The organism is Stenotrophomonas sp. TWI1409, assembly GCF_039673015.1.
Taxonomy (GTDB): domain Bacteria; phylum Pseudomonadota; class Gammaproteobacteria; order Xanthomonadales; family Xanthomonadaceae; genus Stenotrophomonas; species Stenotrophomonas maltophilia_A.
This window is the reverse complement of sequence record NZ_JBDJKU010000021.1, coordinates 46093-66948: the sequence shown is the minus strand read 5'-3', so window position 1 is coordinate 66948 and position 20856 is coordinate 46093. Positions and strand designations below refer to the sequence as shown.

The window sequence follows — 20856 nt, the reverse complement described above, 5'->3', positions numbered from 1 at the left end:
ACCCGCATGCACCGCAATTGTTCGACATTGCCGGCCAGCGGCCGGCACTACCCCTGATTGGAAAACGGGGTCGGATCGCAGGATCCGACCCCGTGGTCTTTCAGCCCACCGCCCTTGGCTTGGCCACCCGCGCTGCAAAGGTCGGCAGCACCAGCAGGGTCAGCACGGTGGCGGTGATCAGGCCACCGATCACCACTGTCGCCAGCGGCTTCTGCACTTCCGCACCGGAACCGCTGGCGATCGCCATCGGAATGAAGCCGACGATCGCCACCAGCGCCGTGGTCAGCACCGCGCGGATGCGGCTGGAGGCGCCGTTGATCGCCGCCTGCAGCGGCAGGTCACCGGCATCCAGGCGCTCGCGGATCGCCTGCATCAGCACCAGGCCGTTCAAGGTGGCCACGCCGGACACGGCGATGAAACCAACCGCCGCCGACACCGAAAACGGCATGCCACGCAGCAGCAGCGCGAGAATGCCGCCGACCAGCGCCAACGGCACGCAGCTGAACACCAGAATGGCTTCCTTGCCGCTGCGCAGCGCCATGAACAGCAGGCTGCCGATCAGCAGGAACACCACCGGCACCACCGTCGCCAGCCGCTTCTCGGCACGCTGCAGGTTCTCGAACTGGCCGCCCCAGGTCAGATACGCACCCGGCGGCAGTGCCACGTCGGCCACCGCTGCCTGCGCTTCGCCGACGAAGCCGCCCAGGTCGCGGCCACGCACGTTGGCCTGCACCACCACGCGGCGGCTGCCGTTGTTGCGGCTGATTTGGTTGGGCCCTTCGCTGACCGTGATGCGCGCGACCGACGACAGCGGAATCACCAGGCCTGCAGGCGTGGCGATCGGCAACGAGGCCAGCTGGTCCGGATCATTGCGCGAGGCATCGTCCAGGCGCACCACCACGTTGAAGCGGCGATCACCTTCGAAGATCTTGCCGGCGGCGGTACCACCGATGCCGGTGGACAGCGCGTCACTCACGTCCGCGGCAGTCAGGCCGTACTGCGCCGCCGCCACGTGGTCGATGGCCACATTGAGCGTGGGCAGGCCGGAGATCTGTTCCACCCGCACGTCGGCCGCACCGTTCACCGCACGCAGCTTCAACGCCACCTGGTCGGCCACCTTCTGCAGCTGGCTGAAGTCATCGCCGAAGATCATCACCGCCAGGTCGGTACGCACGCCGGAAATCAGCTCGTTGAAGCGCAGCTCGATCGGCTGGCTGAATTCGAAGCTGTTGCCCAGCTGCTGCCCGGCCAGCTTTTCGAAGCGTGCTACCAGTGCATCCTTGCCCAGTTTCGGATCCGGCCAGTCCTTGCGTGGCTTGAGCACGATCACGCTGTCGGAGATGTTGGTCGGCATCGGGTCGATCGCCGCCTCTGCGGTACCGGTGCGCGAGAACACGGTTTCCACTTCCGGCTGTTTGGCAATCGCCTTTTCCAGTGCCAGCTGCATCGCCAGCGACTGCTCCAGTGAGGTCGACGGCACGCGCAGGGCCTGCATCGCCACGTTGCCTTCGTCCAGCGTCGGCATGAACTCGCGGCCCAGCAGCGAGAACGAACCGATACCCACCACCACCATCATCACCGCACCGGCCAGCACCGTGCGCGGATGCGCCACGGCTTTGCGCACCACTGGTTCGATGCGCGCACGCAGCACGCGGATCAGCTTGGTTTCGTGCTCGCCATCGTCAGCATGTGCATCGCCGTCCTTCACCTTCGGCTCGCGTACCAGCAGTGCGGCCATCGCCGGCACGAAGGTGAAGGAGAAGATGAAGGCACCGATCAGGGCCAGCATGAACGTGGCCGCCATCGGGTGGAACGTCTTGCCCTCCACGCCTTCCAGGGTAAGGATCGGCGCGAACACCAGCAGGATGATCAGCTGGCCGAAGGCCGCAGGGCGCGCCATCTTCATCGCCGAATCGGCGGCCACGCGCAGGCGTTCCATCGCGGTCAACGCACGGCCCAGTTCGGCGCGGCGCTGGCCCAGCATCAGCAGGGTCGACTCGACCACGATCACCGCACCGTCCACCAGGATGCCGAAGTCCAGCGCACCCAGGCTCATCAGGTTGCCGCTGATGCCGAAGCGGTTCATGCCGATCACTGCGAAGAGGAACGACAGCGGAATGACCAGCGCGGTGATCGTTGCCGCACGCAGGTTGCCCAGCAGCAGGAACAGCACCACCACCACCAGCAACGCGCCCTCGGTGAGGTTCTTGGCCACGGTCTTGATGGTGGAATTGACCAGCACGCTGCGGTCCAGCACCGGTGCCGCCACGATGTCGGCCGGCAGCGATTTGTTCACCTGTTCCAGGCGCGCCGCAGCTGCCTGCGCCACGGTGCGGCTGTTGCCGCCGGCGATCATCAGCGCGGTACCCAGCACGGCTTCATGGCCGTTGCGGCTGGCCGCACCCAGGCGCGGTGCGCGGCTCAGGTCGACGTCGGCCACATCGGCCACGCGTACCACCACGCCATTGCGGGTGGCTACCGGGGCCTGTGCGAGATCGTCGGTGGTCAGCGCCAGGCCGTCAGCACGTACCACCAGGCCCTCGCCGGCACGCTGCACGAAACCGGCACCGGCCTGTACGTTGGAACGCTGCAGGGCAGTGACCAGGTCGGCCAGGCCGAGGCCGTGCGCGGCCAGCTTGGCACTGTCCGGATGCACGCCGTATTCCTTGACGTAGCCGCCGACCGTATCGACGCCGGCCAGCCCCGGGCTGGAACGCATCTGCGGCGCGATGATCCAGTCCTGCACGGTGCGCAGGTAGGTGGCACGTTCTTCCGGCGTGCGAAGCAGGTTGCCTTCCGGCGTGCGGTAGACCTCGCCGGCCTGCCAACCCGCTTCACCGGGCTTGGCCAGCTTGGCCGGATCGAACGCCGTGAAGTCCACCGTCCACATCAGCACCTCGCCGAGGCCGGTGGTGACCGGCGACAGCATCGGCGACGCACCATCGGGCAGGTCTTCAGACGCTTCGCGCATGCGTTCGGCCACCTGCTGGCGGGCGAAGTAGATGTCGGTCGCATCAGTGAAGATCGCGGTGACCTGCGAGAAGCCATTGCGCGACAGCGAACGCGTGGTGGTCAGGCCGGGAATGCCGGCCAGCGCGGTTTCCAGCGGGTAGGTCACCTGCCGTTCGATCTGCTCCGGGGTCAGTGCAGGTGCCACCGTGTTGATCTGCACTTGGCGGTTGGTGATGTCCGGTACCGCGTCGATCGGCAGCTTGCCCAGCTGGAACAGGCCCACGGCGGCGATCAGCGCCGCCATGAACACCACCAGCCAGCGGTGGCGTACCGCTGTTTCAATGATCAGCTTGAACATGGTCGCCTCCTCAGTGGCCGTGCTCGGCTTCGCCCTTGGCCAGCTCGGCCTTGAGCAGGAAGGCGTTGGCACCGACGATGCGCTCGTTGCCGGTCAGCCCACCGAGGATCTCGATACGGTCACCAGCACGACGGCCAGCCAGCACCGGCTGCGCCTTGAAGCCGCCTTCGACGGCGACGAACACCGCACTGCTGCCATCGACGTTCTGCACCGCATCGGCGGGCACGCTGAGCGAGCCGTCCTGGCCTTCGGTGACCACCACCGCAGAGACCGGCGAACCGGCCGGCGGCAGCGCGGCATCCACCGGCGTGGCACGGATCACCGCGACGCCGCCCTGCTGGCGGACATCGGCGGCCGACCCGGTGACGGTGGCGGTGAAGCTGCCCCCCGGCACGCTCACTTCCAGCTTCATGCCGGGCGTGACCTGCGCGGCAAGCGCAGGCGGCGCGGTGAACACCAGTTCGTTCATCGTCGGGTCGGCGACGTCGGCCACCGCGCTGCCGGCGGCGACCACGCCACCCGGGGTGACCTGCACGTTGCCGACGATGCCGGCTACCGGGCTGGTGATGCGCACGCGACCGCTGCTGTCCGGCGAACCGTTGGCGGCGGCTTGGGCCTGCGCGGCGGCGGCCTGGGCCTGTGCCGCCAGCGAACGTGCGCGCGAGGTTTCCATTTCCTGGCGGGCGACCACGCCCTGGTCGACCAGCGCCTTGTCGCGGCCATAGGCCAGGCGCGCGGCTTCTGCTTCGGCCGAGGCGGCCAGCGCATTGGCGCGGAACACCGCGGCCTCGCCACTGACCACGATGACCAGTGCCTGGTTCTGCTTCACCGCCGTGCCCGGCGCGACCAGCACGCGCTCGACGCGGCCGGTCACCGTGGAGGCAACCGAAGCGCGGGCGCCCACGGTGGGCTCGACCCTGCCGGACAGCCGGGTCGAGCCACCGCCACCGCGACCGATCGCGACCACTTCGATACCGGAGGCCTTGATCTGTTCCTGGGTCAGCTGCACCACGCCTTCATCGGCGTCGGCGGGGGCTTTGGCGGTTTCCGCCTTGGCCTCCTTGCTGTCGGCGGCATGGCCGTGGCCATCGTCGGTGCCGGCCTTGGCCGCAGCGGGGTCTTCATTGGCAGGCGTCTGTGCGTTGCCAGCGCAGCCGGCCAGCAGCATGGTCAGCAGCACGCCGCCGATCAGCGGGAAAGTACGGGAGAGAGTCATTTGGCCTCCACAAAAGGTGCGCGCCCCTCAAGGCGGGCAAGATCGATTTCCGCGCCGACGCGCGACAGGCGCGCATCCACGGCGGTGCCGCGGGCGGCGATGAGGGCGCTGCGCGTGCTGCGCAGTTCCAGCTGCGAGATACGTCCGGCGTCGAAGCCGACGCGGGCCAGGCGATACGCCTCTTCGGCGGCGACCACGCTTTCATCGGCGGCGCGGGTCCGGCTTCCGGCGGCTTTCAGTCCGGCTACGGCGGAGAGACGTGCCGCCTCGCTGTCGCGGCGCTGCTGGTCCAGGCGGGCCTCGGCCGCGCGCTGGTCGGCATTGGCGGCGCGGATGCCCCCGCGGTTGCGGTCGAACAGCGGGATGCTGAGGCTGACCCCGAGGTTGTAGGCACGCTCGCCGCCTTCGCGGAAGCGGGTCTGTGCGGCGGTGACACTGAGGTCGGGCAGGGCGCGCTTGCGCTCCACGTCGACCAGCTTGCCGGCCGCATCGGCTTCGGCTTCGGCGATGCGCACCGCCAGTGCCACGTCGGTGGCGCCACGCGGCAGCGGCGGGGCCCGGTCGAGCAGGCTGTCGTCAATCGACTGCACCGGCGCATCCAGCAGCGCGGCACCGGCCAGGCGGGCCAGCGCGGCATCGCGGAAGGCCTGTGCCTCATCCAGTGAAGCACTGGCGTTGGCCACTTCGCTCTGCGCCTGCACCGCACGCAGCTGCGGCTCGCGGCCCTGCTTGACCATCGCGTTGACGGCGTTGGCGTCATCGCGGGTGAGGGTCAGTGCTTCTTCGGCCAGGCTGTAGCGGCGCAGTGCGCTTTCCGCCTGTGCGTAGACCACCGCCAGCTGGCTGGCCACGTCGCTGCGGCTTTGGGCACCACGCAGGTTGGCGGCCTGTGCCTCGGCGCGGGCGGCACGGACACGCGCGCCACGCTGGCCCCAGACCTCCAGCGGCTGGGACAGGGTGAGCACGGTATCGGCCTTGCCCATGCCGCCATAGGAGCCGGTGCCCCAGGCGTTTTCGGCGGAGTAGGAGAGGGAAGGATTGGGCAACGCACGGGCCTGGTCGGCACGCGCATCGGCGGCCTCGGCCAGTGCCGTACCCACACGGGTACCGGGCAGCTGGTCCAGGCGTTCAAGCAGGGTGTCGTAGGAGGGGGCGGCTTGCGCCATCACCGATGCTGCCGGGGCCAGGCCCAGCAACACGGCGACGACCAGCCCGGCCGCGCGCGGCGACCGAGGTGTCAGGATCGACATAGGGGGATTCCGGTTGTGAGTGAAACGGGAGCCCGCGATTGCGGGACGCGCTCAACTCACGCCCGGGGGGGACGCGTCAATTCATCCTGGGCGACCGCATAGGTCGCCACGTCGCCGGCATTCATCCAGCGCGCCGGCAGCGGCGTACCGAAAGCGGCGAAATCGTTCGCCGGCAGGCTCAGCGTGGAGTGGTGGCAGTGGTTATGCGTGCAGGCACCCGTGTGCTTGCTGTCGCTGTCACCGCCTGCGTCGTCCGCGAGGGATTCGACATGGGCGCTGCTGGCATGCGGTTCCACCGCACACACCAGTGCGTCGGCCACCGGCACGACCACGAATGCCGCCATCAGCAGCATCATCAGGTACGTACGCAGTTGGCGGGTGATCCGGCGCATGGAGGGGAGGCTAGCAAGCGGTTTTCGCCGGATACAATATCAATGGCCACCTCGGGAATTCGTCGGAACCTCCCGTTCAGGTGGGCCGGGCACGCCAGCTCTGGCAGGTGCCGACCTCCTGCCCTGGTGGGTGTCGACCTTGGTCGACACGCTTTTCGACCTCCGACACATTGCCGGCCAGCGGCCGGCACTACCGGTCTGCAGGCAGCTTCGCGATCACCTTGATCTCGAACTGGAACCCGTACAGCCAGGTCACGCCGACTGCCCTGGTAGGTGTCGACCTTGGTCGACACGCTTTTCGGCCCCCGACACGTTGCCGGCCAGCGGCCGGCACTACCGGTCTGCAGGCAGCTTCGCGATCAACTTGATCTCGAACTGGAACCATACAGCCAGGTCACGCCGACTGCCCTGGTAGGTGTCGACCTTGGTCGACACGCTTTTCGACCTCCGACACATTGCCGGCCAGCGGCCGGCACTACCCGTATCACGGCAGCTTCGCGATCACCTTGATCTCGAACTGGAATCCGTACAGCCAGGTCACGCCGATGCCGGTCAGGGTCGGGTGCGGCGCCTCGCCCCAGTACTCGGGCACGATCGCCCAGGCCTTCTCGAAGTTCTTCTCGGGGTCGACCAGGAACACGGTCACGTCGACCACGTCATCGAAGCTGCAGCCGGCGGCAGCCAGCACCGCGTTGAGATTCTCGAAGGCGCGGCGCACCTGGGCTTCGAAATCCGGCTCGGGTGAGCCGTCCTCGCGGCTGCCGACCTGGCCGGAAACGAACAGGAAGCCGTTGGATCGGATCGCTGGCGAGTAGCGGTTGCGCTCGTACAGGGTCTGGCGGCAGGCGGGGAAAACGACATCACGCTGTGACATGGGAAGATCCCGTGGGAGAGAACGCCATCCTCCGCGCCAGCGCTGTCTGGATAAACCGCGATGATCGGCCTAGATTGATTGCTAATTCCAAACAATCATGACCTGCCATGGACCGTTTCGAGGCGATGCGGGCCTTTGCCCGAGTGGTGGAGACCGGCAGCTTTACCCGCGCTGCGCACACCCTGCAGGTCAGCCGCACCACGGTCACCCAGCTGGTGCAGCAGCTGGAGGCGCACCTGCGGCTGCGGTTGCTCAACCGCACCACGCGCCGGGTCAGCGTCACCGCCGATGGCGCGGCCTATTACCCGCGCATCGCCCGCCTGCTGGCCGAGCTGGAAGAGGTGGAGGGCGGGCTGGGCGATGCGGCCACCCAGCCGCGCGGGCGCCTGCGGGTGGACGTGCCCGGACCCTACGCGCGGCTGCGGCTGGTGCCGGCGCTGCCGGATTTCCAGGCGCGCTACCCGGAGATCCAGCTGGACATCGGCGTGAGTGACCGCGAGGTGGACGTCATCGCCGACAACGTCGATTGCGTGATCCGTGGTGGCACTCCAGCCGACCCGGCGCTGGTGGCGCGGCCGCTTGCTGCGCTGCCGATCGGCTTCCATGCCAGCCCCGGCTATGTGCAGCGCTTCGGCGTGCCGACCGACCCGCGCGCGCTGGAAGGGCCCGATCACCACATGGTCGGTTTCCTCAGCCCGCGCAGTGGCCGCGCCCGCGTGTTCCGCGCCCATCGCGGCGATGAGCGCGTCGAGGTGCAGGGCCGCTACACGGTCGGCTTCGACGACGGCAACGCCTATCTGGCCGCTGCGTTGGCGGGGCTGGGCGTGGTCGCGCTGCCCAGCTACATGGCCGAGCCGCATCTGGCGCGCGGCGAGCTGCTGCCGGTGCTGCAGGACTGGCAGCTGCCGCCCATGCCGATGCATGTGATGTTCCCGCCGAACCGGCACATGAGCCAGCGGCTGCGGGTGTTCATTGATTGGGTGGTGGAAGCGTTGGGGTGAGTGCATCGGTCGCGTGCGAAAATCCGGCTGCACGTACTGGAGAACGCACACCCTGATGAGCCGCATCGTCGCACTGGATACCGAAACCACCGGCATCTCCCACCGCCTGGGGCACCGGGTGATCGAAATCGGTGCCGTCGAACTGATCGATGGCCAGCTCACCGGCCGCCAGTTCCACACCTACCTGCAGCCGCAGCGCAAGGTGGACTGGGGCGCGCAGCGCGTGCACGGCATCAGCGACGCGATGCTGGTGGGCAAGCCACTGTTCTCCAGCAAGGCCGCCGAGCTGCTGGAGTTCCTGCGTGGCAGCGAGATGGTCGCGCACAACGCCACCTTCGACGTGGGTTTCCTGGACAACGAGCTGCGCCTGGCTGGCATCCCCGGCACGCTGGCCCAGCATTGCCGCATTACCTGCAGCTTGAAGCTGGCGCGCGGGCGCTGGCCGGGTCAGGGCAACAAGCTGGATGATGTGCTGCAGCGCCTGCGCATTCCCAGCCAGCGCGGCCTGCACGGCGCGTTGAAGGATGCCCATCTACTGGCCCAGGTGATTCCGCATCTGCGCTGAGCTGGTTCTACAGGGAGCGACCGTCGCATTCAGCCCCAGCCTGTGGGTAACTTGCGCAAGTGCTTGAACCCGTGCATAATGCGCGGCTCGCTGTGTCCGGTTTTCTACCGGGCGGCGCCTCCGGGAGCACGTCCCCGGCCGCCCAACGCCAGCGTAACCCTTTGATTCTCTTGACGTGTGGTGGGCAACCATCGAGGCCGCCGTCTCCCGGGCTACGGGCTGACACAACTTACTATCGAGGTGCGCAATGTCCCGCGTATGCCAGGTTTCCGGCAAGCGAGTGCAGACGGGTAACAACGTCTCGCACGCCAACAACAAGACCCGTCGTCGTTTCCTGCCGAATCTGCACGAGCGCCGCTTCTGGGTTGCCAGCGAAAACCGCTGGGTGAAGCTTCGTGTTTCCGCGCATGCACTGCGCACCATCGACAAGAACGGCATCGATTCCGTTCTGGCTGAGCTGCGTGCGCGCGGCGAAAAGGTCTGAGGAGTAGACGATCATGGCAGGCAAGCGCGATAAGGTCCGTATGATTTCGACCGCTGGTACCGGTCACTTCTACACGACCGACAAGAACAAGAAGAACACCCCGGGGAAGATGGAATTCTCCAAGTACGATCCGGTCGTCCGTAAGCACGTCCCGTACAAGGAAGGCAAGATCAAGTAATCCGCAAGGATTGCTGATCCCCGCGAAGAAACCCGCCCTTGTGGCGGGTTTTTTCATGCCTGGCATCCAGAGAGTGGGTGCCGACCGTTGGTCGGCACATTCCCTCCACCCCCGGTAGGTGTCGACCTTGGTCGACACGCTGTCCCTTCACCCGGTAGGTGCCAACCTTGGTTGGCACGCCGGCCCCACCCCCGGTAGGTGTCGACCTTGGTCGACACGCTGTCCCCCCACCCGGTAGGTGCCCACCTTGGTTGGCACACGGCTTCAAAGCAGTCGAGCGCGGCTCGACTCTACACACCCCGCTGGGCAGAATGGCCCATCACCTCCCGACGGGCGACGCGATGCTGTTCGAGTGGTTGCTGGGTTCGTACCTGCTGCTGATCGACTGGCTGATCCGGCTGGTCGCGCTGTGCTGGATCCCCACCCGCACCACGCCGGGGGCGGCGCGCAGCTGGCTGCTGCTGGTCGGCTTCGTGCCGCTGCTGGGCCTGCCGCTGTACCTGCTGTTCGGCCACCCGTGGCTGTCGCGCGAGCGCATCCGCCGCCAGGCCGAGGCCTCGCAGGTCATCCGCGAAGAACAGGCGCTGCAGCATCGCCTGCGCTGGACCCCGCAGCCAGACACCGCCTGCGCCGAGATCGTGCCGCTGGTGCAGCGCCAGGGCGACTTCATGCCGGTGCACGGCAACGCGGTGGACCTGTTGACCGACTACGACGAATCGCTGCACACGCTGATCGCCGACATCGACCAGGCAGAAGACCGTGTGCACCTGCTGTACTACCTGATGTTCGATGACGCGGTGGGCGAGGCGGTGGTCGAGGCACTGCAGCGAGCAGCGGCGCGTGGCGTGCAATGCCGCGTGCTGCTCGACGCGGTGGGCGCCAAGCGCGGCCTGCGCGCCTATCGCAAGCGCCTGCAGGCGCGCGACATCGAAGTGCGCGCGATGCTGCCCGGTGGCCTGCGCTGGCGCCGCAGCGGGCGCATGGACCTGCGCAACCACCGCAAGATCGCGGTGATCGACAACGAAGTGGCGTATGTCGGTTCGCAGAACCTGGCGGGCCCTCAGTTCGTGCCCGGCCACCCGAACCGCGAGCTGGTGGCGCGCGTGCGTGGCCCGGCGGTGGCGCATCTGGAGGCGGTGTTCGCCAGCGACTGGTACATGGAAACCGGCCAGCGCCTGGACGTGATCGCCGACGTGCCCGAGTGCAGCGACGACATCGCCACCCAGCTGCTGCCCAGCGGCCCGGCCTACCCGTACAGCAACGCACGCGACGCGGTGGCGGCGCTGATCCACCTCGCACGGCGCCGGCTGGTGATGGTCACCCCGTACTTCGTGCCCGACGAAGCCACGCTGAGCGCGCTGCGCATCGCGGCGTTGTCCGGCGTGGACGTGCAGCTGATCCTGTCGGCCAGCAACAACCAGCGGCTGACCTCGTGGGCGCAGGAGGCGTACTACGACGAGCTGCTGCGCTGTGGCGTGCGCATCGCGCTGTACGAACCGCAGTTCCTGCACGCCAAGCACATGAGCGTGGACGAGGACATCGCGGTGCTTGGCTCGATCAACATGGATATCCGCTCGTTCGCGCTGAATGCCGAAATCGGCCTGATCTGCTACGACCGCGCGCTGGTGCAGCAGCTGTGCGCGATCGAGGACGGCTACCTGCGCGAGTCGCGGCAGCTGGACCTGCAGCAGTGGCGCAGCCGCCCTACGTGGCGGCGCAGCCGCGAAGGCATCGCACGCTTGGCCGATGCGTTGATGTGAGGCAAGGCCGGCCGCCCATTTCGGCAATCCGGCCTGTCATCGCCGATGGCCTACAATCGGCACATGACTGATTCACCGCGTAATGGCGAACTGGACCTGGCAATCATCGGTGGTGGTGCGGCCGGGGTGCTGGTGGCGATCCAGGTACTGCGCCAGGCCAAGGCGCCGCTGGCGCTGGCCATTTTCGAACCCGCCTCGCAGCTGGCGCAGGGCATCGCCTATGCCACGCCGTGGCCGGAGCATCTGCTGAACGTGCCGGCGGCGAAGATGAGTGCGTTTGCCGACCAGCCCGGCGATTTCCTCGACTACCTGATGGCCGCCAACGCCTACCCGGGCGAGGCGCGCGAGGTGCTGGGCGAGCGTTACGTGTGCCGCCACTACTTCGCGGCCTACCTGCAGCAGCGCCTGCAGGACGCTGCCGCAGCCAGCCCGGCGCAGCTGCAGGTGATCGCGCAGCCGGTACTGGGCCTGCAGCCGGATGACCACGGCTACCAGCTGACGCTCGGCGATGGCCACACGCTGCACGCCGCGCAGGCGGTGCTCGCCACCGGCAACAGCATGCGCCCGCTGCCGGTGGCCGGTGCCGATGCGCTGCCTGCCGACGATGTGATCGAGGCCTGGGACTACGACGGCGTACGCACCCTGGCCGGTGAGCAGGCCGTGGCCATTGTCGGGTCCGGCCTGAGCATGGCCGACACCGTGTTGGCGCTGGTCGCTGCCGGCCACACCGGCCCGCTGCACGTGATCTCGCGCCACGGCCTGCTGCCGTTGCCGCATGCGCATGGCGGCCTGCCCAGCTTCGACCCGGCCACGTTGCTGCCGATGAACCTGCGCCAGCGCCTGCACGCATTGCGCGGGTTCGCACGCCAGGCGCAGGCCGACGGCCTGCCGTGGCAGGGCGTGATGGACCGCATCCGCTCGCACGGGCAGGCGCTGTGGTGCAGCCTCGATGAGGCCGACCAGCGCCGCTTCCTGCGGCATGTGGTGCGCTACTGGGACGTCCATCGCCACCGCATCGCCGAAGAGGTCGACGCGCAGCTGCAGACACTGCAGGACAGCGGCCAGCTGCGTATCCACCGGTCCCGCCTGCAACGCGTCTGGCGCGAAGATGATGTTCTGCGGCTGTCTGGCCGCGATGCCTCGGGCAATGAACAGCAGTGGACGATCAGCGGGGTGATCAACGCCACCGGCGTGGAAACCCGCGCCAGCGCGCTGCGTAATCCGTTGCTGCAGCAGCTGCAGGCTGATGGGCTGGCGCGCCCCGGCCCGCACGGGCTGGGCCTGGACAGCACGGTGCCGGGCGATCGCCTGTGTGCCGCCGGTGGCCAGCCGCAGGCACGGCTGGGCGTACTCGGCAGCCTGCGCATCGGCAGCCTGTGGGAAAGCCTGGCGGTGCCTGAACTGCGTCAGCAGGCGCAGGCACTGGCAACCCAGGTGGTCGCAGGAGCCGCGACGGCGATGCCGTAAAATGGGGGCATGGATGTCTCCCACCTGCTTGATGGCCTGAACCCGGCCCAGCGCGAAGCCGTCTCCGCTCCCCCCGGCCACCACCTGGTGCTGGCCGGTGCCGGTTCCGGCAAGACCCGCGTACTCACCCACCGCATCGCCTGGCTGCATGAAGTCGATGGCGTGCCGACCCACGGCATTTTCGCGGTGACCTTCACCAACAAGGCGGCCGGCGAAATGCGCCACCGCATCGACGCACAGCTGCCCAATGGCAGCCGCGGCATGTGGATCGGCACCTTCCACGGCCTGGCCAACCGCCTGCTGCGCCTGCACTGGCAGGACGCGAAACTGCCGGAAGGCTTCCAGGTGATGGATTCGGACGACCAGCTGCGGCTGGTCAAGCGCGTGGTGCAGGCGCTGGAACTGGACGACGGCAAGTACCCGGCCAAGCAGATCGCGTGGTGGATCAACGCGCAGAAGGACGAGGGCCGCCGCCCTCAGCACATCCAGCCCGAACCGCACGACGCGTGGCTGGAAACCATGCGCCAGGCCTACATCGAGTACCAGGCGCGTTGCGACCGCGCCGGCCTGGTCGACTTCGCCGAGCTGCTGCTGCGCGCGCATGAGCTGCTGCGCGACAACCCGGCGTTGCTGTCGCACTACCGCGCGCGCTTCCGCGAGATCCTGGTGGACGAGTTCCAGGACACCAATGCCATCCAGTACGCCTTCGTGCGCGTGCTGGCCGGCGATTCCGGCCACGTGTTCGTGGTCGGTGACGATGACCAGGCCATCTACGGCTGGCGCGGTGCCAAGGTCGAGAACGTGCAGGGCTTCCTGCGCGACTTCCCGGGTGCGCAGACCATCCGCCTGGAACAGAACTACCGCTCCACGGCCAACATCCTCGGCGCCGCCAACGCGGTCATCGCGCACAACCCGGACCGCATCGGCAAGGAACTGTGGACCGACAGCGGCGACGGCGAGCCGATCGACTTGTACGCGGCGTACAACGAGATGGACGAGGCGCGCTACATCGTCGAGCGCGCGCGCCAGTGGGTGCGAGACGGTGGCAGCTATACCGAAGTGGCCGTGCTCTACCGCAGCAACGCGCAGTCGCGCGCGCTGGAAGAGGCGCTGCTGAGCGAACAGGTGCCGTACCGCGTGTATGGCGGCATGCGCTTCTTCGAGCGTGCCGAAATCAAGGATGCGCTGGCCTACCTGCGCCTGCTGTCCAACCGCAACGATGACGCCGCCTTCGAGCGCGCGGTCAACACGCCGACGCGTGGCATCGGCGACCGCACGCTGGACGAAGTGCGCCGCGAGGCGCGCGCGCAGGGCATCTCGCTGTGGGAAGCGACCATGCTGGTCACCCAGGGCAGCGCACTGGCCGCACGTGCGCGCAATGCGCTGGCCGGCTTCCTGGTGCTGGTCAACGAGCTGCAGGCGCAGACCCTGCACATGACCCTGGCCGAGCGCGTGGACCACGTGCTGGCCCGCTCGCAGCTGCGCGAGCACTGGAGCAAGGAAAGCCGCAACGCGCTGGACTCGGAATCGCGCACCGACAACCTCGACGAACTGGTCTCGGTGGCCTCTCGCTTTGTGCGTCGCGCCGACGACATCGAGGAAGTGGGCGAGGACATGGACGAGCTGGTCGCATTCCTGGCCTATGCCGCGCTGGAGGCCGGTGAGGGCCAGGCGCAGGCGGGCGAGGACGGCGTGCAGCTGATGACCCTGCACTCGGCCAAGGGCCTGGAGTTCCCGCTGGTGTTCCTGGCCGGCCTGGAAGAAGGCCTGTTCCCCAGTGCACGCTCGCTGGAGGAAAGCGGGCGGCTGGAAGAAGAGCGCCGCCTGGCCTACGTCGGCATCACCCGCGCGCGCCAGAAGCTGGTGCTGAGCTACGCCGAATCGCGCCGCATCCACGGCCAGGACAACTACAGCCTGCCGTCGCGTTTCCTGCGCGAGATTCCGCGCGAGCTGCTGCACGAAGTGCGCCCGAAGGTGCAGGTCTCGCGGCCGGCCTCGATGGGCGCCAGCCGGGTGATGGGCCATGCCTCGATCGAGGCACCGCCGCTTAAGCTTGGCGCACTGGTGAACCACCCCAAGTTCGGCGAAGGCATGGTGACCGACTACGAGGGCAACGGCGCCCACGCCCGCGTGCAGGTCGAGTTTGCCGATGCCGGCAGCAAGTGGCTGGTGATGGCGTATGCCAACCTGACGGTGATCTGATCACTGTCGAGGGGTCGGATCCCTTTTCCGTTGGAAAAGGAGTCCGACCCCGATACGCTGCGGGCATGACCCGCAACGTGCTCTTCCTCTGCAGCCAGAACCGCCTGCGCAGCCCCACCGCCGAGCAGGTATTTGCCGATTGGCCGGGCATCGAGACCGCCTCAGCCGGGTTGCTGGCCGACGCCGAGGAAGTACTCAGCCCCGAGTTGCTGCAGTGGGCCGATCTGGTCTTCGTGATGGAAAAGGCGCACCGCAACCGTCTGTCCAGCCGTTACAAGGCATGGCTGAACGGCAAGCGGGTGATCTGTCTGGATATCCCGGACGACTACGACTACATGGACCCGGTGCTGGTGGAGCTGCTCAAGCGCAAGGTGGCGCCGTTCCTGCGTTGACGGGCTGTTGTAGAGCCGAGCCCATGCTCGGCTGCTTCTGGTGGGAAAGGCAGTCGAGCACGGCTCGACTCTACAAAGGCAGTCGAGCAAGCTATGCCGGTCGTCCTGACCGGCACCCTTCGGGCCGTCGCAGGCGACGTTGGCAGCGGCTCCTGCCGCTACCTTCGACTCTACAATGGGGTCTGACATCTTCCAGGAACGCCCCGATGACCGAACCCACGCTGCACGTCACCGTGAAGTTGAACGCCAAGCTGCAGCCCGAGCATCGTCATGAGCTGTTCGAGGATCCGCTCGATGCGCTGCTGCAGGCGGCCCAGGTGGGCGAGCTGACCGGCGGCGGCACTGCGATGTCAGACCTGGGTGAGGTCGAATACGGCGATATCGAAGTTGCCCTGGTCGATGCGGCCGGCGTGCCGAAGCTGATCGACCTGCTGGAGCAGCTGGGCGCGCCGAAGGGTTCGCAGCTGCAGGGTGCGGGCGAGGCTGATCGAGGCTTCGGCGTGACCGAGGGCCTGGGCATCTACCTGGATGGCCTGACCCTGCCGGACGAGGTCTACGAGCAGTGCGATTCCAACCACGTGTTCGAACAGCTGTCGGAGAACATCGACGGCCTGGGCGAGATCTGCAGCTGGTGGCAGGGCCCGACCGAGACCGCGCTGTACATGTACGGCGAATCGTTCGAAGCGATGCGTGATGCGATTGCTGAATTCGTCGGCAGCTACCCGCTGTGCCAGAACGCACGCGTGGTGCAGATCGCCTGAGGGCAGAAATTGTAGCGCCGCGCCTGGCTCGGCTGCTTCGGGGGGTAAAAACAGCCGAGCTGGGCTCGGCTCTACAGAAGAGCGTTATCGGCCGGCTGACTGCCGGGCGTTGTCACGCAGCGCCATGTCCTTGCCCAGATGATAGCCGCCGCATAACAGCACGAAGGCGGCGATGAGGCTCCAAAGGATGATCCTGAGGGGGCTTCGTGGTGTCGGCTTGCTGTCCTGCATGCGGGTTCTCCCAAGGCGGCGGTGCCGCCGCCCACCCAGCTTGCGCTGCAGTGTCCGGGTACGCAAGCCGGCGGTGCGCACACGCCGCTGCGCCGCGCCGGATTGATCCTGCTCAAGGCACGGCCTGCACATCCGGTGTGCAATGGTGTCGTTCCCATCTGGCAGATCGCTACGGAGCCCCACCATGTACAAGCGCATCCTGATTGCCACCGACGGATCCGAGCTGGCCGACAAGGGCCTGGCCAAGGGCCTGGAGCTGGCCAAGGACCTCAATGCCGAGGTCGATATCGTGACTGTTTCCGAGCCATGGGCCGTCGGCATGTACGATGCCATGGGCTGGAGCGTGGGCTACATGAACAGCCCGGAGTACAAGGCCGACCGCGAGGAAGGTGCGCAGAAGGTGTTGCAGCCGGCGCTGGCCAAGGCGGCCGAGCAGGGCATCACCGCCAATCCGGTGCACGTGCTGGACCGCTACGCGGCTGACGGCATCATCGAGACCGCCGGCGAGCGCAACAGCGATCTGATCGTGATGACCTCGCATGGCCGCCGTGGCGTGACCCGTGTGCTGCTGGGCAGCCAGACCGCTGAAGTGCTGGCACGCAGCACGCTGCCGGTGCTGGTCATCCGCTGATACAAGCGTTCCCGGGGAGGGGACCCGACGCCGGCCGCAGGATGCGCGCCGGCGTCATCTTTTGTGGGGGCCGGCAGGGGCCCATCCACGCATGGCGTGGATCTACTGAATCGCAGGGATCCGACCCCGGTCACATCACCAGCTGTACAGCTTCCAGTACACCGGCGATACGCCGTCCTTGTCGTTGTCGAAACGGCCATCGCCGTTCTTGTCGTACATGTAGAACGGGGCACCGCGCGACGGGGTCACTTTGACCATGCGCAGCTGGCCGGACACGCGGTATTCCTCGATGACATCGCCGTTGTCCATGGTGCGCTTGGACACATCCGCGCCCTTGACGTCCACCGGGGGAGCGCCCGCGCCACCCATGCTGGCGCAGCCAGCGAGCAGGAGCAGGGAAGCCAGCATCAGGGTCTTCATCGGCGGGGGCCTTTGCCTGGAAAGAGCCTTGATTATGCCCCATCGCCGCGGCTGTGCCGTGTCGTCGCAGTGCAGGCACGGGCGCGTAGAATCAACCCATGAGCAGATTAGTCCTGATCGACGGGTCCAGTTACCTGTACCGCGCGTTCCACGCGCTGCCGCCCCTGTCCAATGCACAGGGCGAACCCACCGGCGCGCTGTTCGGCGTGGTCAACATGCTGCGCTCGACGCTGAAGGAGCGCCCGGCCTACGTGGCATTCGTGGTCGATGCGCCGGGCAAGACCTTCCGTGATGACCTGTACGACCAGTACAAGGCCAACCGCCCGCCGATGCCCGACGAGCTGCGCAGCCAGGTTGAACCGATGTGCCGCATCGTTGAAGCACTGGGCATCAGCATCCTGCGCATTCCCGGCGTGGAGGCCGATGATGTGATCGGCACGCTGGCCCTGCAGGGCGTGGCACAGGACCTGAAGGTGACCATCTCCACCGGCGACAAGGACTTTGCCCAGCTGGTGCGCCCGGGCATCGAGCTGGTCAACACCATGACCGGCAGCCGCATGGATTCCGATGCCGCGGTGATGGAGAAGTTCGGCGTGCGCGCCGATCAGATCATCGACCTGCTGGCGTTGATGGGCGATACCGTCGACAACGTGCCGGGCGTGGAGAAATGTGGGCCGAAGACCGCCGCCAAGTGGCTGGCCGAGTACCAGCACCTGGACGGGGTGATGGCCGCCGCGCCGACCATGAAGGGCAAGATCGGCGAGAACCTGCGCGCCGCGCTGGAGCGCCTGCCGCTGAACCGCGAGCTGGTGACCATCCGCACCGACGTAGAGCTGGACGCCAGCCCGACCACGCTGGCCCTGCGCGAGCAGGACGTGCCGGAGCTGACCGAGCTGTATGCGCGCTACGGCTTCACCCAGGCGCTGAAGGAGCTGGGTGCACCGCTGCCGGCGCCGACGGCCGCCAGCGAAGCAACGCCGAGCCTGCGTGGCACCGCCGCCGGCTTCGCCCGTGGCAGCGCCGAGGCACCGGCCGTCGGCACGCTGGATCCGGCGCTGGCCGCGCCGGGTGAATACGAGACCGTGTTGACCGCAGAGCAGCTGCTGGCTTGGGTGGAGCGCCTGCAGCAGGCGGACCTGATCAGCTTCGATACCGAAACCGATGCGCTGGACGCGATGCGCGCGCGCCTGGTGGGCATCAGTCTGGCGGTCGAGCCGGGCAAGGCCGCCTATATTCCGGTCGGCCACGATTACCCGGGCGCGCCGGCGCAGCTGCCGATGCAGCAGGTGCTGGATGCGCTGCGCCCGGTGCTGCAGGACCCGGCAAAGAAAAAGCTGGGCCAGCATGGGAAGTACGACCTGCATGTGCTGCGCCGCCACGGCGTGGAGGTGCAGGGCTACCACGACGACACCATGCTCGAGAGCTTCGTGCTCAATTCCACCGCCACCCGCCACGACATGGATTCACTGGCCCTGCGTTACCTGGGCTACAACACCATCAAGTTCGAGGACGTGGCCGGCAAGGGCGCCAAGCAGATTCCGTTCTCGCAGGTGGGCATCGACGAAGCCAGCCGCTATGCGGCCGAGGACGCCGACGTCACCCTGCGCCTGCACCACGCGCTGCAGCCGCAGCTGCTGGCCGAGCCGGCGCTGGACAGCGTGTACCGCGACATCGAGATGCCGCTGGTGCCGGTGCTGACCACGATCGAAGCCAATGGCGTGCGGATCGATACCGATGAACTGCGCCGGCAGAGCCAGGACCTGTCCTCGCGCATGCTGGCCGCGCAGCAGAAGGCCACCGAGCTGGCCGGCCGTAGCTTCAACCTGGATTCGCCCAAGCAGCTGCAGGCGGTGCTGTTCGATGAGCTGAAGCTGCCGGCGGTGGTGAAGACCCCGAAGGGCCAGCCCAGCACCAATGAAGAGGCGCTGGAGGCGATCGCCGACCAGCACGAGCTGCCGCGAGTGATCCTGGACTACCGGGGCCTGGCCAAGCTGCGCAGCACCTACACCGACAAGCTGCCGGAGATGGTCAACCCGGACACCGGCCGCGTGCACACCAGCTACCACCAGTCCGGCGCCGCCACCGGCCGCCTGTCCTCGTCAGACCCGAACCTGCAGAACATCCCGATCCGCACCGAGGATGGCCGCCGTATCCGCCGCGCATTCATCGCGCCGGAGGGCTTCCAGCTGCTGGCGGCCGACTATTCGCAGATCGAGCTGCGGATCATGGCCCACCTGTCCGAGGACCCGGGCCTGGTGCGTGCCTTCGAGCAGGGCGCCGACGTGCACCGCGCCACCGCCGCCGAGGTGTTCGGGCGCACGCTGGAGGAAGTGACCCCGAACGAGCGCCGCGCGGCCAAGGCGATCAACTTCGGCCTGATGTACGGCATGAGCGCCTTCGGCCTGGCGCGCAACCTGGGCATCGACCGTGGCCAGGCGCAGGACTACGTGGCGCTGTACTTCAGCCGCTACCCGGGCGTGCGTGATTTCATGGAGCGGATGCGCCAGCAGGCCCGCGACCAGGGCTATGTGGAAACCCTGTTCGGCCGCCGCCTGTACCTGAACGACATTCATGCACGTAACCAGGGCCTGCGCGCCGGTGCCGAGCGCGCCGCGATCAACGCGCCGATGCAGGGCACCGCCGCAGACATCATCAAGCGCGCGATGGTGGACGTGGACCAGTGGCTGCGTGACAGCGGCGCACCGGCACGGATGATCCTGCAGGTGCACGATGAACTGGTGTTCGAAACCGAAAGCAGTTTCGTCGAGGAGTTGCGTTTGCAGGTGGTCGAGCGCATGTCGCAAGCGGCCAAACTGCGGGTGCCGCTGGTGGTCGATATCGGCATCGGCAACAACTGGGACGAAGCACACTGAGGGTGTTTCAGGCCGAAAACGACGTGAATTCGTTCATTCGTCAGAGGTTTCTGACTCGATCATGAATGTTGCCCTGATGGAGGTTCATTAAATTGGGCCCCTTCACGAACCGTTAGTGTTCGGAGTGCTTCTATAACTCTCGACAGGCGCAACGCCTGTTGTGGATCTCTCCCATCCCCTGGAGCAGATCTCGGAACGGGGACTCCTCCCCAAGTGCCCGTTCCCCGGCCCCGTTGACCTCCCCCTGGTCAGCGGGGCTTTTTATTTGTGCCGTTGCCAGATGACGTGGCCTGCGCCACGCTGGGCCACCGCTCCGCAGGGGAACCCGCAATGCCCGATCTGTTCTCACTGGCGATGCCGTGGTGGGAGTTCATCCTGCGCGCGGTGGTGGTCTACGTCGTGGTGCTGGGCATGGTCCGGCTGAGCGGCAAGCGCCCGCTGGGGCAGATCACCCCGTTCGACGTACTGCTGGTGGTGCTGCTGGGCAATGCGGTGCAGAACGCGCTGCTCGGCACCGACACCTCGCTGGGCGGTGGCTTGTTGCTGGCCGCAACCCTGATCCTGCTCAACTACGGGGTGGGCTGGGTCAGTACCCGCAGCCGTCGCATCGAGCGCCTGGTGGAAGGAGAACCGGTAGTGATCGCGCGTGATGGGCGCCTGTTCGACGCCGTTCTGCGCCGTGAGCAGGTCACCCGTGCCGATTTCGAGGCCGCGATGCGCCAGCAGGGCTGCCTGGGCGTGGAGGATGTCGAGCTGGCCCTGCTGGAGATCAACGGGCACATCACCATCATCCCCAGGAAGAGCACCTGACGTGTAGCGTCGAGCAAGCTCGACGCTACGGGTACCCCT

The 20856-nt window shown here is 67.3% G+C and carries 19 protein-coding genes; 12 read left to right on the top strand and 7 right to left on the bottom strand.

The window, feature by feature from the left end:
* Positions 1-100 precede the first annotated feature (100 nt).
* The 5 genes from ABE423_RS09230 to ABE423_RS09210 form a co-directional block, all read right to left on the bottom strand.
* Entirely contained in the window at positions 101-3310 is a 3210-nt protein-coding gene (locus tag ABE423_RS09230) for a CusA/CzcA family heavy metal efflux RND transporter (protein ID WP_164080024.1), read from the bottom strand.
* A 10-nt stretch (positions 3311-3320) separates the two neighbouring features.
* A complete protein-coding gene (locus ABE423_RS09225) occupies positions 3321-4526 on the bottom strand; it encodes an efflux RND transporter periplasmic adaptor subunit (RefSeq protein WP_346485817.1) in 1206 nt (401 codons plus the stop codon).
* A complete protein-coding gene (locus ABE423_RS09220; RefSeq protein ID WP_346485815.1) occupies positions 4523-5776 on the bottom strand; it encodes a TolC family protein in 1254 nt (417 codons plus the stop codon). The genes ABE423_RS09225 and ABE423_RS09220 overlap by 4 nt, the downstream gene beginning before the upstream one ends.
* Before the next feature lie 56 nt (positions 5777-5832).
* Positions 5833-6168, bottom strand: a complete 336-nt coding sequence (locus ABE423_RS09215; RefSeq protein WP_006402574.1) for a hypothetical protein — start codon at positions 6166-6168, stop codon at positions 5833-5835.
* Between the two features lie 484 nt (positions 6169-6652).
* The gene (locus ABE423_RS09210) at positions 6653-7042 is read right to left on the bottom strand and encodes a RidA family protein (RefSeq protein WP_125893321.1); all 390 of its coding nucleotides are present in this window, start codon (positions 7040-7042) and stop codon (positions 6653-6655) included.
* Positions 7043-7149: 107 nt separating this feature from the next.
* On the opposite strand from ABE423_RS09210, the gene ABE423_RS09205 reads away from it, so the two are divergent.
* From ABE423_RS09205 to ABE423_RS09165, 9 genes are all read left to right on the top strand, one after another.
* Positions 7150-8043, top strand: a complete 894-nt coding sequence (locus ABE423_RS09205; RefSeq protein WP_125893323.1) for a LysR family transcriptional regulator — start codon at positions 7150-7152, stop codon at positions 8041-8043.
* A gap of 55 nt (positions 8044-8098) precedes the next feature.
* Entirely contained in the window at positions 8099-8608 is a 510-nt protein-coding gene (dnaQ, locus tag ABE423_RS09200; RefSeq protein ID WP_049462269.1) for a DNA polymerase III subunit epsilon, read from the top strand.
* A 247-nt stretch (positions 8609-8855) separates the two neighbouring features.
* Positions 8856-9092, top strand: coding sequence for a 50S ribosomal protein L28 (rpmB, locus tag ABE423_RS09195; protein ID WP_005411638.1), 237 nt, complete (start codon positions 8856-8858; stop codon positions 9090-9092).
* Between the two features lie 10 nt (positions 9093-9102).
* Entirely contained in the window at positions 9103-9270 is a 168-nt protein-coding gene (rpmG, locus tag ABE423_RS09190; protein WP_170272460.1) for a 50S ribosomal protein L33, read from the top strand.
* Positions 9271-9611: 341 nt separating this feature from the next.
* Positions 9612-11030: a cardiolipin synthase gene (gene cls, locus ABE423_RS09185; protein ID WP_125893378.1), complete on the top strand. Its 1419-nt coding sequence runs from the start codon at positions 9612-9614 to the stop codon at positions 11028-11030.
* Between the two features lie 45 nt (positions 11031-11075).
* A complete protein-coding gene (locus ABE423_RS09180) occupies positions 11076-12497 on the top strand; it encodes an FAD/NAD(P)-binding protein (RefSeq protein ID WP_346485812.1) in 1422 nt (473 codons plus the stop codon).
* Positions 12498-12506: 9 nt separating this feature from the next.
* Complete coding sequence (gene uvrD / locus ABE423_RS09175; protein ID WP_346485810.1) at positions 12507-14699, top strand: DNA helicase II; 2193 nt, start codon at positions 12507-12509, stop codon at positions 14697-14699.
* A 65-nt stretch (positions 14700-14764) separates the two neighbouring features.
* The gene (locus ABE423_RS09170) at positions 14765-15091 is read left to right on the top strand and encodes a low molecular weight protein tyrosine phosphatase family protein (RefSeq protein ID WP_053498324.1); all 327 of its coding nucleotides are present in this window, start codon (positions 14765-14767) and stop codon (positions 15089-15091) included.
* Positions 15092-15297: 206 nt separating this feature from the next.
* Positions 15298-15852 carry a hypothetical protein gene (locus ABE423_RS09165; protein ID WP_164080032.1) on the top strand — a complete coding sequence of 185 codons (555 nt, stop codon included), beginning with the start codon at positions 15298-15300 and terminating at the stop codon, positions 15850-15852.
* Between the two features lie 84 nt (positions 15853-15936).
* Here ABE423_RS09165 and ABE423_RS09160 read toward each other — a convergent pair whose 3' ends face one another.
* Entirely contained in the window at positions 15937-16083 is a 147-nt protein-coding gene (locus ABE423_RS09160; RefSeq protein ID WP_346485807.1) for a hypothetical protein, read from the bottom strand.
* A gap of 184 nt (positions 16084-16267) precedes the next feature.
* Between ABE423_RS09160 and ABE423_RS09155 the strand changes: the two genes are divergently transcribed.
* Positions 16268-16714, top strand: coding sequence for a universal stress protein (locus ABE423_RS09155; RefSeq protein ID WP_005411629.1), 447 nt, complete (start codon positions 16268-16270; stop codon positions 16712-16714).
* 135 nt (positions 16715-16849) lie between these two features.
* On the opposite strand, the gene ABE423_RS09150 is transcribed toward ABE423_RS09155, so the two are convergent.
* On the bottom strand, positions 16850-17134 hold the full coding sequence (locus tag ABE423_RS09150; RefSeq protein ID WP_005411628.1) for a DUF2782 domain-containing protein: 285 nt from the start codon (positions 17132-17134) through the stop codon (positions 16850-16852).
* Positions 17135-17232: 98 nt separating this feature from the next.
* Between ABE423_RS09150 and polA the strand changes: the two genes are divergently transcribed.
* Positions 17233-20007 carry a DNA polymerase I gene (gene polA, locus ABE423_RS09145; protein ID WP_346485805.1) on the top strand — a complete coding sequence of 925 codons (2775 nt, stop codon included), beginning with the start codon at positions 17233-17235 and terminating at the stop codon, positions 20005-20007.
* A gap of 330 nt (positions 20008-20337) precedes the next feature.
* Positions 20338-20817, top strand: coding sequence for a YetF domain-containing protein (locus ABE423_RS09140; RefSeq protein ID WP_125893335.1), 480 nt, complete (start codon positions 20338-20340; stop codon positions 20815-20817).
* Positions 20818-20856: the final 39 nt, after the last annotated feature.